At 44.9% G+C, this 16,827-nt stretch carries 17 protein-coding genes; 15 read left to right on the top strand and 2 right to left on the bottom strand.

The annotated features are described in order from the left end of the window. The 3 genes from B3182_RS04640 to B3182_RS04650 form a co-directional block, all read left to right on the top strand. Positions 1-591 (top strand): putative zinc-binding metallopeptidase (locus B3182_RS04640; protein WP_292751739.1); only part of this gene is annotated, 591 nt, incomplete at its 5' end. Positions 592-902: 311 nt separating this feature from the next. Further along, entirely contained in the window at positions 903-2,150 is a 1,248-nt protein-coding gene (locus B3182_RS04645) for a carboxylate--amine ligase (protein WP_349676184.1), read from the top strand. Positions 2,151-2,395: 245 nt separating this feature from the next. Beyond that, positions 2,396-2,914, top strand: coding sequence for a DUF2141 domain-containing protein (locus tag B3182_RS04650; protein WP_292353512.1), 519 nt, complete (start codon positions 2,396-2,398; stop codon positions 2,912-2,914). Between the two features lie 185 nt (positions 2,915-3,099). Here B3182_RS04650 and B3182_RS04655 read toward each other — a convergent pair whose 3' ends face one another. Continuing rightward, positions 3,100-3,402 (bottom strand): hypothetical protein, encoded by a 303-nt coding sequence (locus tag B3182_RS04655; protein WP_292353513.1) that lies wholly within the window; start codon positions 3,400-3,402, stop codon positions 3,100-3,102. A gap of 377 nt (positions 3,403-3,779) precedes the next feature. Between B3182_RS04655 and B3182_RS04660 the strand changes: the two genes are divergently transcribed. The 11 genes from B3182_RS04660 (at position 3,780) to B3182_RS04710 (ending at position 13,816) form a co-directional block, all read left to right on the top strand. Continuing rightward, entirely contained in the window at positions 3,780-4,766 is a 987-nt protein-coding gene (locus B3182_RS04660) for a GGDEF domain-containing protein (protein ID WP_292353514.1), read from the top strand. 146 nt (positions 4,767-4,912) lie between these two features. Then, on the top strand, positions 4,913-6,055 hold the full coding sequence (locus B3182_RS04665; RefSeq protein WP_292353515.1) for an endonuclease/exonuclease/phosphatase family protein: 1,143 nt from the start codon (positions 4,913-4,915) through the stop codon (positions 6,053-6,055). 89 nt (positions 6,056-6,144) lie between these two features. Continuing rightward, on the top strand, positions 6,145-6,840 hold the full coding sequence (locus tag B3182_RS04670) for an NAD(P)H-binding protein (protein WP_292400353.1): 696 nt from the start codon (positions 6,145-6,147) through the stop codon (positions 6,838-6,840). 129 nt (positions 6,841-6,969) lie between these two features. Next, a complete protein-coding gene (locus tag B3182_RS04675) occupies positions 6,970-7,176 on the top strand; it encodes a ParD-like family protein (protein ID WP_292353517.1) in 207 nt (68 codons plus the stop codon). Beyond that, positions 7,169-7,942, top strand: coding sequence for a type I methionyl aminopeptidase (map, locus tag B3182_RS04680; protein ID WP_292353518.1), 774 nt, complete (start codon positions 7,169-7,171; stop codon positions 7,940-7,942). Before B3182_RS04675 ends, map begins: the two co-directional genes overlap by 8 nt. A gap of 58 nt (positions 7,943-8,000) precedes the next feature. Further along, positions 8,001-8,921: a DMT family transporter gene (locus tag B3182_RS04685; RefSeq protein ID WP_292751823.1), complete on the top strand. Its 921-nt coding sequence runs from the start codon at positions 8,001-8,003 to the stop codon at positions 8,919-8,921. A 300-nt stretch (positions 8,922-9,221) separates the two neighbouring features. After that, the gene (locus B3182_RS04690) at positions 9,222-9,797 is read left to right on the top strand and encodes a phosphatidylglycerophosphatase A family protein (protein ID WP_292353521.1); all 576 of its coding nucleotides are present in this window, start codon (positions 9,222-9,224) and stop codon (positions 9,795-9,797) included. Positions 9,798-9,915: 118 nt separating this feature from the next. After that, on the top strand, positions 9,916-10,707 hold the full coding sequence (locus B3182_RS04695) for an outer membrane protein (protein WP_292353522.1): 792 nt from the start codon (positions 9,916-9,918) through the stop codon (positions 10,705-10,707). Positions 10,708-10,937: 230 nt separating this feature from the next. Further along, positions 10,938-12,251, top strand: coding sequence for a diguanylate cyclase domain-containing protein (locus B3182_RS04700; protein WP_292353523.1), 1,314 nt, complete (start codon positions 10,938-10,940; stop codon positions 12,249-12,251). Between the two features lie 68 nt (positions 12,252-12,319). Beyond that, positions 12,320-13,264 (top strand): CHAD domain-containing protein, encoded by a 945-nt coding sequence (locus B3182_RS04705; RefSeq protein ID WP_292353524.1) that lies wholly within the window; start codon positions 12,320-12,322, stop codon positions 13,262-13,264. A gap of 129 nt (positions 13,265-13,393) precedes the next feature. Continuing rightward, a complete protein-coding gene (locus B3182_RS04710) occupies positions 13,394-13,816 on the top strand; it encodes a GFA family protein (RefSeq protein WP_292353525.1) in 423 nt (140 codons plus the stop codon). 103 nt (positions 13,817-13,919) lie between these two features. Here B3182_RS04710 and fabG read toward each other — a convergent pair whose 3' ends face one another. Further along, a complete protein-coding gene (fabG, locus tag B3182_RS04715; RefSeq protein ID WP_292353526.1) occupies positions 13,920-14,699 on the bottom strand; it encodes a 3-oxoacyl-ACP reductase FabG in 780 nt (259 codons plus the stop codon). A 135-nt stretch (positions 14,700-14,834) separates the two neighbouring features. On the opposite strand from fabG, the gene B3182_RS04720 reads away from it, so the two are divergent. Next, a partial coding sequence (locus tag B3182_RS04720) for an aminotransferase class III-fold pyridoxal phosphate-dependent enzyme (protein WP_292751742.1) occupies positions 14,835-16,827 on the top strand: 1,993 nt, incomplete at its 3' end.

Here is a 16,827-nt window from a genome sequence, read left to right on the forward strand (position 1 = left end):
GGGCAGGGCAATGGCGTCGTACCCATTAGCGTATCCGAGGCCGATCCAGTAGTGCGGGTTACCCGCAGAGAAGCCCTGGACGAGCCTTACCGAACGATGATCGGCCACATGCGCCATGAAATTGCACACATGCTTTGGTGGCGACTGAGCCTGCGTGAAGACTTTCTGCAGGCGTTTCGGGTGATGTTTGGTGATGAGCGAGAGGACTACACAGCGGCACTTCAGCGACATTACCAGCAAGGTGCACCACAAGACTGGGAGCTGTTTTACCTGACCAGCTACGCCTCGGCGCATCCTCACGAAGACTGGGCTGAAACGACGGCACATTTGTTACATCTGACAGATATTACCGACAGTTTTGTGGCAACTGGCCTAAGTTCTCCAGAACTGCCTCACCATAGCTGGGATCCCTATTCAGAGCCTGACTCTGTTTTGCTAATCAACGTTGCTACCGCCCTCGCGACACGCGTCAATCACATTAACCGCTCAATGGGGTTATCAGACGTCTATCCCTTTGTTCTATCGGAAACTGGCCGGCGCAAGCTTGCATTCGTACACGACTGGTTGCGACGCGGGGCTCAGGGGCGCTGATCTGCTGCTTTTTTGTCACGAATGGCAGGGATACCACCAAACCCTTTTGTCTTTTTGTGTTATGTTTGAACTGACAGTTAGTGGTCAGTTGTAATGAAGCCGACTAGCTCAATTCTGAAATTAGGAAGCTGATAAAGCCTCCCTATCAATGATTTATTCAATCTCCTCTAAACAATACTGACAAGCTCAGTTCATTTTGTGTGCTTTTTCCAGTAAGGCTTCTCTGAGGAGGCTCAACAGGAGAATGTTCTATGTCGATTACCAGTGAAACTGAATTATCTGAAGAAGTATTATCCTGGCGCGATCCCAATATGGACTCCGTTCGCGGAACAGAAACCCCCAAAGATCCGAACAAAGGCTACATCGCACTGCTTGGCTGGAGTGTCAATGCAATAAAAGCTGCGCAGCAGTTTGACCGCCGCTATATCGTTGTTGCGCCTGAATGGGCTGCAGATTTTTGTACCGCTAACAACATACCTTTCATCTCATGGGATTTTATCCGTCTCAATGATAGGTCCCTGGAAATTGCCGAAAAACTGAAGGCGGAAGGAGTCGATGTAGCTATACCGTTATTCGAGGAAACCGTTGAGTGGTCCGGTGCCATCAATTCTGTTCTGCTGAATAATCCGCGCATGTACGGTCAGTCTATTCTGTTCCGTGACAAGGCGTTGATGAAGCGTCGTGCTCAGCTTGGTGGTATTCGCGTGGGGATTTTCGAAGAAGCGCATGAGAAAGAAGATATTGTTCGCTTTATGAAACGCGTTAATCAGACGCTGCTCAAACTTGATGGTGATCCGGATGATCCGATTCACGTTAAGGCATTCGACAAGGCCGGTTGCCTCGGTCACCGAATGATCCGCACGATAGATGAAATCGATAACATTCCGGCCGAAGAGTACCCGTTGCTGATGGAAAGTCACTTGGATGGCTGGGAGTTTGCGGTTGAGGCCTGGATCCACGATGGCAAAATCCAATTCCTCAACATTTCTGAATATGTCACCTTGGGTTACTCTGTATTTGTACCGGCTACCGCGGAACTTGAAAGCTGGCGGAATGCGATCACCAAACAGATCGAATTGCTGATCAAAACCTTCGACATCCAGTTTGGCCTGATTCACCCTGAGTACTTCGTTACGGCTGATGGCGAAATGTACTTTGGCGAAGTTGCCTATCGTCCGCCCGGCTTTAAAGCTTTTGAGCTGATCGAGAGAGCCTACGGATTCAATGCTTATCAGGCTTCGATGCTGGTATTCGATCCGAAAAGCACCAAACAGGAAGTGGCTGCATTCTTCCCCAAAGAAGTGGTCGATGCCAAGGGGTACGCTGGCTGCTTCGGCGTCTACCCACGCCGTCGTGTGGTCAGCAAGCTGGAAATGCCCAAAGAAACCATTGAGCATCCTTATTTTGAGTCACATGAACTGGTGGCACCGGCAGAAGAAACCGTTCCTGACCGGGCGGCTTTTGGTACGCATTGGGGCCTGATCTTCTTCTTTGGTGATGATCCCATCAAAATGCGCGATTTGCTAAAAGCGCAGGAGGAGTTGGACTTCTACGTCTAATTTCATATGCATAGCGACCTGCCTGCGAGGGTAGGTCGCTATGACTTTTTAGGGTTTGACGGTAAGTTGGGCTCTCCATTACAAAATAGCTGCTTTTCTAAGCAGAGGATAATTGTTTAAACTCAGGATTAACCTATAACAAACTTCACGGACGATATACGGTGCCTGCCACTCAGTAAGCCGTTAGGCCTTTGATGGCAGTCAGATTCGATTAATCTACGCAGATCAAAACTGTGAGGAAGATTATGAATGAATCAACTAATCGTAAGACCGTTTCTCTTTCATCGATCAAATATTTGTTGACGCAGATCCATATGGACCTCCGAGGTTTAATTTGGTGTGCGCTGCTGATATTTTCGTACCTTCCCACCGTTGCTTTTGCTCAAACTCCATGTCCTGGAATTCATGTGAAGATTCTCGATATCAGAAATAGCAAAGGAGCTGTCGCGTGCGCGCTTTTCGAGGCGCCAAATGGTTTCCCTACTGAGTTTCTGCGCTATGCAACCAATATTATGATGATAAAAATTCGGGATACAAAGGCACGTTGTGACTTTTTAGATATTCCGCCTGGAACGTATGCCTTGGCTGTTATTCATGATGAAAATATGGACGGCGAGCTTCGTACTAACTGGCTGGGGGTGCCCAAAGAAGGCTACGGTTTTTCAAACGATGCAAAAGCCTCAATGAGTGCGCCTTCATTTGAGGCTGCCAGTTTTACTTACGATGGCCAAAAACTGGATTTGACGATCAAGTTGAATTATTGAGCGATCGTTGAATAAATTCGACCAGAAAATGGATTGAGTTTAATCCTGTGAAAAACCAAGCTTCAGTAGCTGGTATCTTGATGCAGCCTTTGGCCGAAAACCTCAGGAAAGCAGTCGTTCGTTTCAGCAAACGACTGCTTTTGTTTTAAAACTGCAATGTAGGAGTTACCGGGTAGGTGTCGAATCTATTCGTCATTTCCCCAGAATTTCCACCACCTTCTCCGATGCTCTTCTTGTGATTTCTGGCCCTGCTCCGAACCTTTGCCTTGCTGCTTCGGTTCTTGTTCCATTGTACGTTGCCGATCCATGTCTTCCGGATCGTGTTCCCGCTTGCGTTCACGTGTTTGTTCACCTTCGCCGCCATATTGCTGCATCTGTTCTTGCTGCTTTTTGCCTTTACCGTCACCTTGCCCTTGCCCACCGGCAAAGTTAGTTGTCGAGAAAGCTGTTAAGGTCATCAGGGATAGAATTAAAATTAACTTTTTCATGACTTCATACCTCATAAAGATGGAATATGTATGACAGTTAACTTCCTGTTTACTGGATATTTAGTATATGGCTTGGAAATAAACTTACATTGAGCCAGATCAAAGATACGGTTTACAAAATTCTGTCCTAGGGCTAAAAAAAGTAAAAGGGGCGGAGTCAATTGAAAATTTAAGCAAAAAGCACAGATTATTTATGGATTAAAAGGTTTGTCTCCAGTTGCCACGTGCTTTATTCCATTTTGAGAGCTAGTATGCTCTGGTGTCATAAATTTTTATTTAATACTAGTTTGTTATGAAATTCATTCTGTTCTGTTGATTAACTGTTGTTCCTCATTTTGCTATTAATAGCTCAAAGTGCTTTGTAATCGGAGATTTGGATGGATACAGTCGATAAATTGTTTAATGGCAGCTTTATGCCCCATGGCCATTGTTTGCAATGGCTACCGGATCTCCTGTTCCTTCACGTCAGTGGTGATCTATTAACCTCTATTGCTTATTTTGTTATTCCTATTGCCCTTGTCTATTTAGTTAAAAAAAGAACTGATCTCGCTTTTAACTGGATATTTATTATGTTTGCCGCCTTTATTTTTCTGTGTGGTGTTACCCATCTCACTGGTTTAATAAATATCTGGCAGGGTTTTTATTACATTGAGGGGCTTGCTAAGTTTGCAACAGGTTTAGTCTCTATCCTGACCGCAGTTATGATTTGGCGATTAATACCAAAAGCCTTGGCTATTCCAAGCAATGATGAATTTCGAAATAAAAATGCAGCCTTACAGCAAGCTCAACGAGAGTTATTGGAATCCAACCAGTTACTCGAACGACGAGTGTTAGAACGTACCAAAGAGCTTGAACGCTTAACGACAACGGATCCGCTCACGGGTGTGATGAATCGTCGTGGGCTTATAGACAATTTGACAGCAGAAATTGATCGGGCAGAGCGTTACCATCACCACTTAAGTTTATTAATGGTCGACATGGATCACTTTAAAGACGTGAATGATAAATTTGGTCACCTTTCTGGCGATGCCGTTTTAATAGAAGTGGCCAATATTTTGTCTGATACCTGCAGAACCAGTGACTTTCTGGGCCGCTATGGTGGGGAAGAGTTTCTTTTGTTACTTCCCGAAACCGGTACTGAAGAAGCCAGTCAGCTTGCAGAACGTATCAGGGCCGCCATTGAACAGCATCGTTTTTGCCAGGATGATGGCGTCGATATCTCTCTGACATGCAGTATTGGCGTTACAGAGTTTCGAGTTAACCAAACCCAAACCAGCTTGCTTCAAAGCGTTGATCGCATGTTGTATAGCGCCAAAGAGTCCGGTAGAAACAGAGTAGTGGTAAATGATAACTCAGAAAGTTAACCGATAAATGAGCAGCTCTCTCAATCTGCCCAGACGTTCAATATTATTTCCGTCGGAAATAATATTGAGACGAAAACTGAATATAAATATTAAAAGTTTATTTACTTGATACCACTTATCTTATTGCCACATACTCAGTTCTTATCATGACAATAAAACCTTCAGAAAGAGTACTGAATCGCATTTGCCGCATTGCGCTAGCCTTGTTTTCGTTAGCGTTGGTTTGTAGTACCGCAATTCCTTTAATACATACCGATCAATGGTGGATACGAATATTCGATTTTCCTCGCGTACAAATTTCCGTATTGATGGGTTTGGCTTTAGCCGCCTATGTGGCTCTGAGTTTTTGGCGTCGGATGCGGATATGGGAATATGCGCTTGCTGCGATGGTCGTCCTGTCATTGATCTGGCAGCTTATAGCCATTGCTCCATACACCGCGTTTTATCCCAAGGAAATGTCTGAAAGCCGACAGGATAATGATTCCAATCGGATATCGTTACTGATTTATAACGTGCGTTACGATAATCGTGAAGTGAAAGCGCTGCTGAAACTGATACGTGATAACGATCCCGATATAATTTTATTAAGCGAAACGACCAAATGGTGGTTAGAACAACTGGAGGGTCTGGAAGACGACTATCCTTTTACATTATTCCAGCCGCAAGATAATCATTACGGTATGTTGCTTTTCTCCCGACAAGAGCTGGTGAATCCAGAGATCCGCTTTTTAATTGAGTCAGAAATTCCATCAATTCGCACCCAGGTTCGGCTTCCATCGGGAAAACTTGTAACCCTTTATGGTGTGCATCCACGACCTCCTGGTCTTGATCTTTCTGAAGAAGAGGAGGCTGAAGCGGATGGAGATGAACGCGCAGACTCCGATATGCGGGATGCCGAATTGATGTTGGTTGCCAAAGAGGTTAAAGAGTTAGGAGAGGTTCCGGTCATCGTGGCTGGCGATTTTAATGATGTGGCTTGGTCACATACCACACATCTTTTTCAGCGAACGGGTGGTTTACTCGATCCGCGTGTAGGGCGTGGCTTAATGAATACTTTTGATACCAGAAGTCGCCTGTTACGCTATCCACTGGATCATGCTTTCGCCTCAGAACATTTCCTTCTCGTTGAGCTACGACGTCTTCCCGATATCGGATCTGATCACTTTCCCCTATTTGTTGTGCTCGATTACGATCCTGATGCGTCCATTGAAAACGAAGAGCCCCAGTCTGATGCGGATGATGAACAAGAAGCTGAGGAGGCCATCGATAAAGGCAAGAATAGTGAATGAAAGAGTAGCCTTAAGACGTTCTTGAAAAGTTCAGTAACAGCAGATTTGATAGCTATCGTAGTCAGTCATACCAAAATCTGTGGGGATAGATGATGAAGCATGCAACTGCAATTGTTTTAGGGGCGACAGGCGCTGTGGGTAAGCAGTTAGTCAATCAATTAAGCCGACGAGAAGATGTCGTTAATATCATTTTGATTTCGCGTCGCGAATTAGACATATTGAGAGATTTTCCCGATGCGATTGCTTCAAAAATAAACAATCAGGTTGTGGACTTTGAACAGTTGGAACAACAGGTAACTCCCCTGATTCCGCCAAAATCTGTTGCTTTTATTGCATTGGGAACAACGCAAAAACAGGCGGGTAGTAAGGCGGCCTTTCGTCATATTGATCATGATTTGGTGATCGCGTTTGCACGAGCATGTAAATCTGCTGATGTTTGCAGACTCGGTGTTGTCACTGCACATGGGGCCAATGTGGATTCTGCTAGTTTTTATAATCATGTCAAAGGTGAGGTTGAGCGGGATATTAAATTACTGGGTTTACCTAGTGTGTTTTTTGCCCGTCCTTCACTACTGTTAGGCCGACCGGATGATGGTCGTTTTGCCGAGAAACTGGGTGAAAGTTTGCTCGCCCCCATATCCTCATTTATTCCCAAAGCTGTGCGTCCAATTTCAACAAAATGCGTGGCAGCGGCGATGATTAAAGCAGCCTACGATGCTGAAAATAAAAGCTCGTCTTTTGTGCTGTCGAATGCTGATATGCATCAGCTTCAGATTATTGAGTAATGGTTCGATCCTGCCAAAGATTGACCATTCAAAGGCGATCCTTATTTTAGAAACCCCTTCAATTTCGTGGTTGCTACATTAATAGTCAGAATATATGATCTGTATACGTTTCGTATATTAGGATCTGTTATGGGTATTGTGAAAATAAATGATGATTTGCATGAGGAAATTCGAAAGTCCAGCTCGGTTATGGTTCGTTCGATCAATGCTCAGGCTGAGTATTGGATAAAAATAGGTATGCTGGCCGAGGCCAACCCGAGTATGTCTTTTTCGGAAATTATCAGTGCCCAGATGAAACATGCCGACGTTGAAATAAAGAAAATTGTCGGTGGCTAGGGTAACACTCAAAACCACGGACGAATTGCAGGTGATGCGTGAAGCCGGCAGACTGCTCGCATCCGTTTTCAGCTATCTTGATAAGTATGTAACAGTTGGCATATCCACGATGGATATCAACAATTTGGCTGAACGATATATTGTTGATCAACTGGGTGCCCACCCTGCAAGTAAAGGGCAATATGGTTACCAGTATGTGCTCAATACCTCAGTCAATCATGTGGTTTGTCATGGTGTTCCTGCAGACAATCAGAAACTGAAGTCGGGTGATATCATCAATGTGGATATCACGCTGGAGAAAGGTGGCTATATCGCTGATTCCAGCAAAATGTATCTGATCGGTGAAGTCACACCACTGGCAAAACGTTTAGTCGATAAAACCTACGAAGCGATGTGGCAAGGGATTCGAGCCGTGAAGCCAGGTGCCACTCTGGGCGATATCGGTTACGCGATTCAACATTATGCTGAGAAACATGGGTATTCTGTGGTTCGTGAATACTGTGGTCACGGCATTGGTCGAGAAATGCACGAAGAACCTGCAGTTTTACATTTTGGCCAGCCAAAAAAAGGACTGGTTTTACAGGAAGGAATGACCTTCACCATCGAGCCGATGATCAATCAGGGAAAGGCCAAGGTGAAACAAAAGAAAGATGGATGGACCGTGGTAACCAGTGATAAAAAGTTATCTGCACAATGGGAACACACCATTGCGGTTACTTCGAATGGTTACGAGGTGCTTACGCTCCGGGAAGAGGAATGTAACTGACCTGCAGATCACCTGAACAACTCTCTAAAGGCTATTTAGAATGTTGCACAAATCGCTAATGTCATCCAACAAACATGTAAGTCCGGGCACGTTATTTGTGGTGCTGGCGGCAATGTGTTGGGGACTTGCAGGTGGGATAGGTGGCATCCTCACGGCAGAAGGCTGGAGCTCGTTAGTGGTGTCTTTCTATCGAGGTATTATAGGACTTCTGTTCGTTTTCTTATGGCTGATATTACGTCCGAACAACAGCGGATTGGCAAATTGGCGATTATGGTTTTGGTCGGTTATTGCTGGGGTGGGCGTCGCTGGTAACTTCGCTTTTTATTTCAGGAGTATTGCCGAGGGAAGCGTTGCGGTTGCTGTAACGCTGATGTATTGCGCACCTGTGTTCGTTTTTCTAATTTCTTTTGCATTCAAACTTGAAAGAGCTTCTTTATTTAAATGGTGCGCCATGGCAATGGTCATTATGGGGGTGATGTTACTAACGGGGCTATATGATATTGATACCGATGATGTCACACCTGTCGCCGCTGGAGCCGGCCTGCTCTCCGGCCTTTCCTATGCGATATTCATTTTTGGTTTCAAATATGCAGTTCCACACGGTAGCCCGCAGGCGATTCTGTTTATAGCCTTTGGGGTTCTGGTCAGTATACTAATCGGGTTTGTAGATATTGAACAGACAGTGTCAGTATTGAGCTCACCAAATTGGTTTCTGTTTGTGCTGTTGGGAGTGCTTGGCGCAGGGATCTCATTCATTCTCTATATCGTCGGACTGAAATACACCGCGCCAACATTGGTCGCTATTGTGGCTATGGTCGAACCGGTAACAGCATCTCTATTCGGGATAGTGGTTTTAGATGAAAACTTATCGGCACTACAGTTTTTCGGTATGGGACTGATAATTGTGACTGTTACAGTACTGAGCAGATATACAAGCTCGCAGAATGAGCCATCTGAAACAGGCGATCAGCCAACTTAATTTAAACTCACATTTACGTTAAAACAGAAAAGAGAAGACGGGTTTCTTAAGGACATTGAATTTGCCCGGGCCTTTGAAATTAGCGGTGATAACGGCAGGCCGTTACCAGCATCGTCGTCAGGACATCTCTACTTTCCATGCTTCACCTCCGGTTGGGGAATGGTTTGCTCGCTGGAATTTAATAGGGATATTAGTTGTGCATTGGGGCGTTCTGAATGAGAGAAACTAGCTATCCCACAAACGTTAAAGGGATAGATTGTTGTAATCTGAAGTTAACACTACACGTCTTTTGGGTGAGGAATGAATCGACGGCTTGGCAAAAAAGCGATTATTTGGCTGGTCCTATTGTGTATTGCTGTAGCTAGCATTGGTTGGTATTTAGCTTTATCCAATCAAACCTTGTGCGGTGCCAGCACTGAAGACGCTATGGTGATGCTTTCCATTGGTTTGGGGCTGGGGTGTGTGCCGTTTATTCCCGGTACAGCAGGTGCTCTTGGGGGCGTTATACTCAGTTTATTGATTAGTCGACTTAGCACCATAAAACAGTTGGTGGTCATCGCTTTGCTGATTCTTGTCGCTATTCCAATAAGTGAACATGGTGAAAGATTTTTTGCTAGCAAAGATGCTTCAGTTATCGTAGCGGATGAACTGCTTACCTTTCCACTGGCAACTATTGGTCTTCCCGTTCATCAACATCCAGTAATGCTGGCCGGTATTTTTATGACTAACCGCATTGTTGACTGGACCAAGCCACCACCGGCTCGGGCGGCTGAATCCATACCTGGAGGCGTGGGGATAGTGCTTGATGATGTGGTGGCAAGCTTGTGGACATTGCTTATATTCACTATTGGTTGGCGGTGGTATCGTCGACAATAAAAGACGGTTTTAGTAAGGTTGAAAATAAAAACAGCCTATTTATTAAATTGTTTTTATATAATCAGAAAACAACATAAACATTAAAACGTTTAGCTTTACGCTATAAGGAAATTCAAAAGTGTTGAAGAATCGCTCTAATTATTCGCTTGCCGCTGTTGGCCTTATGGTGGCCTTAGGTACAATTACTGCCGCACATGCTCAGCCACAGGACTATGATTGGTCTGGAACATATATAGGTGTAAGTCTTGGGGCGGCTCATAGTCGTGCCTCATTTGATGCTTCAACTTCTGATGGTTTTCCGGGGTCTTATTTTACGACGCCCGATCCTGAGCAAATTGCCGAAGCGGCTGATAAAAGTGCTTCGCAATCCGAGCTAAGTGCGGGTTTGTTCGGGGGCTATGGTCAGCAATTTGATCGTTTATATCTCGGGGTGGAGGCTGGCGTGAACAGTTTAAGCTTTGATGACTCCTCTTCATCAGGCGGCATTTATGAGTCGGCTCCAATAGCGACCTATAACAATAAAATCTCCGTGAAGGCTGACTGGCAAGCATCACTTCGTGCTCGTGTAGGTTGGGCCGAGAAACGCTGGCTTGCCTACCTTACCGGTGGTGTAGCAGCGACTAAAATCAGAATGGATGCAACATTTTCTGATGACTTGTCCGGGACAGGCGCTTTTGGTCGTGATTCAGATAATGAAACCAAACTAGGATGGGTTATCGGTCTGGGTGGGGAATATGCTCTTAGCGAAAGTTGGACAATTCGAGGAGAGTATCTCTACGCGGATTATGGAAAAGCTGATACAACAGCATTGGTCACCAATCCAGCTTTTCCGACGCTTGCGAATGACTTGAAAAGCTCTGTCGAACTTAAAACCCAGATTCTTTCAGTGGGTGTTTCTTATCGTTTCTAATGGTTTGGTAGCTCAGCCTTTGACAGCATAGAATGCCTTGAGGACTCTTTAACAAGCGCTAAGCCCATTATTTCGGTTAGTTATTTACAGGAATGCGTCGGATTCAAACTGTAAATATCGGATGCTATGGCACAAAATGTGAGAAACTCCTTTTATTGCCCGAAGTAAATTGTTGGCATCTTCCTCCCTATTTTCCTACCCGAACGTGAGCCCAAATATGCAGATGAATAATGCGATTAGCTGATTTTATCCGAGCAGAAATAGAGCCGATTCTGCAGGATTGGGAAGCGTTTGCCAAAACACTGCTGAGTGGCAAACATATGAGCAAATCTGGGCTGCGTGATCATGCCAGAGATATGCTGTTGGCGATTGCAGACGATCTTGATACCCCACAGAGCGAAACAGAACAGACTGCCAAATCGAAAGGGCATGAACCTGAAGATGAAGGAGAATCTTGGGCAGAAGTGCATGGTGGTGACCGCCATATCAGCGGTTTCAGCGTGATGGAGACGGTTTCAGAGTTCAGGGCGCTTCGGGCCAGTGTGGTTTCACAGTGGACTAAAGCATATAAAACTACTCAAAACCATGATCTCGAAGATCTCACCCGGTTTCATGAAGCGATTGACCAGGCCGTTGCTGAGTCCCTCGAACATTATGCTACTGCAAAAGAGATGGAAACCCGATTATTTGGTGCCATTCTGTTAGCATCGCCTGATCCGATTTATGTGCTCGATCTCGGAGGCAAATTTATCTATGCAAACAAAGCCACCGCGGATCTTTTCGCGTTGGCACCAAAGGAGATCATTGGCAAATCTACTTTTGATCTTGGGTTTCCGTTTGCATCTGATTTTCAGCACAATTTGGAAAAGGTGATAGCGGATCAGTCAACCTATCGTGGAAAGTTTGTGCATAGGTTTAGCTCTGGTCATGGTGAAAGATTTGAGTATCTTCTGGCACCCGTACTGGATGAACAACAAAATACTGAAGCCACTGTATGCATTGCCCGGGATATCACCGAACAAGCGCTGGCTGAAGAAAAAATATGGCACAACGCTCATCATGACTTACTAACCGGGTTGCCCAATCGACGTCTTTTTCTGGATCGTCTGGAACAAGAGGTCAAACATGCAAAGCGTAGCAAAATTCCCTTAGCTGTACTGTTTATGGATCTTGATGGCTTTAAAGAGGTAAACGACACACTTGGTCACGAAGCGGGAGACCGCGTATTAGAGCTTGTTGCAGAGCGGCTGATTAAATGTGTCCGAGAGGAAGATACCGTGGCCCGGCTGGGTGGAGATGAATTTACCGTCATTCTCACCGGTGCTCAGCAGCAAAAAGATATTGAGCTGGTGGCGCAATCGATAATTGACGCGATTGCTGTGCCGTTTAGTCTTGTGCAAATGCCCGTTCAGATTTCTGCCAGCATAGGGATCTCAACATTTACTGATACGACGATTTCTTCGATTGCTATGCTGGAAGCCGCCGACCATGCCATGTATAAAGCCAAAAAATCCGGTTCAAACCGTATTTATTTTCACGAATAATTAGATTAAACAGACATATAATTGGACTAGATTTGTTGAGCTTATATGGCGACCACTGCTGATTTTGTATGAGTAAAAAACGCAAGAAAATAAAAAATGAATCGATAGTCGATAGCGATAATGTCTTGCTAAAACCAGCGGGAAAGGTGCTGGCAGAGCTGATTCTGGAAAAAGAAGCGGCGTTTCTTGCTTCCTGGATGCATTTTAAAACGGCAGAAAATGATCTGGATGCATTACATAATATGCGTGTTGATCTGCGACGATTACGGGTGTGGGTAAAACTGACACGCGATGAAGTTAAAACCAATCAAAAAGCTAATAAACAGCTCAAGGCCCTGGCAAAGGCGAGTAACCCCTTACGAGATCATGAAGTGATGCTTAGTTGGTTAGCTTTGGCAAAAAATCAGATTGGAGGGGTGTCCGCCCTCGATAACCTGATTGAATATGGCAAACAGGCTTATAAACAACAGTCAACGCAACTGATTTTTTCTACTAAGCAGTCACTTGCACCACAACCCAAACAAAAAATCAGTGTCGGTTTAGAGCAATGGCTTGAAAAAACCGTGGAGCAGCGTATTAAGTTGATTGATCAACTTTTACATACGGGGATGGGGGACGCTCACCTCGCGCGAATTGAAATCAAATATTTACGCTATCTGCTCGAACCCTTCAGTAGTAGCGTTAAAAACTCAAAAGAGCTGGTAAGCTGGTGCAAAGAGGTACAAGAAATATTGGGTGATTTTCACGATTTGCAGGTTTTTCGAAGCCACCTGCCGGATTTTGCTCGATGGGTCATCGACCATGAGTTGGTAGAAGTTACTTTATCATCTGGAAAACAGAGCAGAGCTATTACAAAGGTTTTTGCGAATGCTCGCGAATCAATAATTGCTCTATCCGGCTGGCAGGATCAGGAACTCTCTCGTCAATGGTTTAAATGGCTGGACCGGCGGGATAATTATCTACTTCTGCTACAAACGCTTCGAAAAAATCAAAATTCAACCCACTTGGTTTGAGCTTTAAAAATGTGTCCAATAAAGTTTTTACTGTAACCCATCAAGTGTAGCCTGGATCTGAGTTCAGGCAATTTCCGATAAAAATAGTAATTCACTTGATTATCAAAATAGATTTGCTAGGAGAAAACCATGGATCCCTTACCTGAAAATAGCGGCAGTTGCCTTTGCGGTTCTGTAAAAATCAGTGCAAAACCAAAAAGTAATCATGTTGGGGCCTGTCATTGTGATATGTGTCGGAAGTGGGGTGGCGGACCATTTTTAGTGGTTGAATGTGAAGACGATGTGCATTTTGAAAGTGACAGGGATATCGGTGTTTACAGTTCATCCGATTGGGCCGAGCGGGGCTTTTGTCAGCAATGTGGCACACACCTGTTTTACCGCTTCAAGCAAGGTGGTTTTTATGCCATTCCAGTAGGATTGTTTGATGAAAAGGAAAAATGGCAATTGGCTGAACAAGTTTTTATTGATAATAAACCCAGTTATTACTCGTTTGCCGAAAAGACCAGAAACTTCACCGAAGCAGAGATTATTGCTCAATTCAGTGACAAGTGACTGAGCAATAAATCCTCTGCTTTTAAGAAATAACCATTTGTTCTGACGTTTGTAAAATGCACGTCCAGCTTTTCCACAGACATTGCATTTTGCTTTAGGAATACTATATTTCGTCTACAGCTTCGACACACTCCGGTAAGGTTTGTCCACCATCCACTACCATTTGCTGGCCAGTGATATAGGCCGCTTCATCTGAAGCAAAAAACAATGCAGCATTGGCGATATCTTCTACGGCACCGAGTCGTTTTAATGGAATCGCTGCAGCCATGCTGTTGAGATAATCTTCTCCCAGACTGGCTAAACCTTCAGTAACAATATTGCCGGGCATAACGGCATTAATGGTGGTGTTGTAACGGGCCAGTTCCATTGCTGCAGTTTTCATAAAGCCTAGTTGACCCGCTTTGGTCGCGCCATAATGTGCCCAACCCGGGTAACCGGTAATGGGGCCTGTTATCGATGAGGTGACCACAACGCGACCTTTACCCAGTTTTTCAAAGTGTGAGATACAGGCTTTGACACACAGAAAGGTGCTTTTCAGATTGGTCGACATGATGTCATCCCACTCTTCGGGGGAGAGGTCGACAATTTTCTTTTGCGGGAAGGTGCCGGCATTGGCGCAGAGAATATCGACAAGTCCAAACGTGTTTGCTGTGTGTTCAACCAGTGCCTGAACCTGATCCCAGTTTGAGACATCACATAAATAATATTCAGCGCTGCCACCCGCAGCTTTGATTTCTTCGACGGCCTCTTTTGCTGCGCTCTCGCCACGGGCGGCAATCATCACGTTGGCTCCCTGCTTAGCAAATACACTGGCAATCCCTTTACCAATCCCTTTTGAGCCACCAGTAACAATAACCGTCTTGTCTTGAATGGATGTGAGCATGTAATACCTCCAGAAGTTGATTGAATCAATTAAAGGTATTTTTAGCATAAATCTTTTTCTTTGCAACAAAAATATTGCAAGTCGGACATTTTGGCGTTATAAATAATTTCACCACTGTTTATCTGGGTTTGAGTTATGACCGGTTTATATAACAACGATTATCTGCAGCAATTGTCTGGGGAGGTCGAAAAATTACTGGGGCATTGGAATATCAATGAAACTGCTAATATCTCGCTGCTGACGGTTTCTGAAAATGCCACCTTTATGGTGACCGATGAAAAAAACAATCAACGTTTTATTATTCGTGTACATCGCCCTGAATATCATTCCAAAAATGAAATTCTTTCCGAATTACGCTGGATTCAATCGCTACGCGAGCAAGCATTGCTTAATACCCCAGAACCGTTAACCCGTCGTGATGGTTCAATGGTGGCTTCATTCAGTGATGATGGAGTGGAACGTTATGTGGTGGCTTTCGAGTTTATGCCCGGTACACAGCCGAATGAAGATGAATCACTGATCGAGGGTTTCGAGATATTGGGGGCAACCTCGGCCAGATTGCATCAACATGCAAGACAATGGTCTTTACCGGAAGGTTTTACCCGTAAAAAATGGAATTTTGACAGTGCTTTTGGTGCAAATCCTTTATGGGGAGACTGGCGTGATGCACCGGGGCTAAACAAAGAAGGGCAAGCGGTATTAGAACAGTTATGCGAAGTGCTGGAAGCAAAATTACAGCACTATGGTGAAAGCCCGGATCGCTTTGGTCTGGTGCACGCCGATCTACGATTAGCGAATTTGCTGGTCGATGATAAACAGCTAAGTGTGATTGATTTTGATGATTGCGGGTTTAGCTGGTTTATTTATGATTATGCTTCAGCCGTTTCTTTTCTGGAAACCTCACCTTTATTGCCAGAGTTGGAACGTGCCTGGGTACGTGGTTATAAATCGATAGCGCCGTTATCTGCCGAAGATGAAGCGATGATTTCAACCTTTGTGATGTTTCGGAGATTGTTGCTGACCGCCTGGGTGGCAAGTCACCCTGAAACAGAAACAGCTGCTGAAGCCGGTTATGAACAATTCACCTTCGGCACCATTGAACTGGCAAAAAAATATCTGCAGCAACAGACTGAAGATCGTAATGGATTAACTGAAAAACGTATTCTGGATATGAATGCCTTTGAAGCCAATCAGGGCAAACATCAGCAAAATGTGACGCGGCGTTTGAATAATCTGGGTGCGGCATCGGTGTTGTTTTACCAGGAGCCTATTGAAATGGTTTCGGCTCAGGGAGCCTGGATGCAGGCTTCTGATGGCAAAAATTACCTCGATTTTTACAATAATGTGCCATGTCTGGGTCATTGTCATCCCAGGGTGGTTGAGGCGGTCTCAAAGCAAATTGCTACGCTAAATGTGCATACCCGCTACCTGATTTCGGTAGTGGATGATTATCTTGAATCGTTAAAGGCCACTTTGCCTGACTCTATTACCAATATTGTAATGACCTGCTCGGGCAGTGAGGCCAATGATCTGGCGATGCGTCTGGCAAAACAGGCTTCAGGTGGTGAAGGTTTTATTGTCACTGAAGATGCCTATCACGGTAATACCAGTTTGGTCACCGAGGTGTCACCGTCAATTATCAAACAGGGTAAGTTGCCGGATCATGTTGTGGCAATACCGGCCCCATCTGTTGAGGTATATGGTGACGATATTGAAGCCGGCTTTGCTGCAAAAGTCACTGAATCCATTGAGCTTTTATGGGAACGAGGATATAGAGTCGCGGCTTTATTAGTCGATACCATTTTTTCATCAGACGGTATCTATACCGAGCCCAGAGGTTTTTTAAAAAAAGCTGTGGATGTGGTGCATAACGCTGGTGGCGTATTTATCGCCGATGAAGTGCAGCCTGGCTTTGCCAGATTAGGTGAGACCTTCTGGGGCTTTGAATTCCACGGGGTAACACCGGATATTGTGACGATGGGAAAGCCGATGGGTAATGGTTTTCCAATGGCGGCGGTTGCCACTAGATCAGAATATCTTGATTGTTTTTGTGCTGATGTCGGTTACTTTAATACCTTTGGGGGGAATCCGGTTGCCGCTGCTGCCGGACAGGCTGTTCTCGATACAA

Source organism: Methylophaga sp. UBA4204, assembly GCF_002379485.1.
Taxonomy (GTDB): domain Bacteria; phylum Pseudomonadota; class Gammaproteobacteria; order Nitrosococcales; family Methylophagaceae; genus Methylophaga.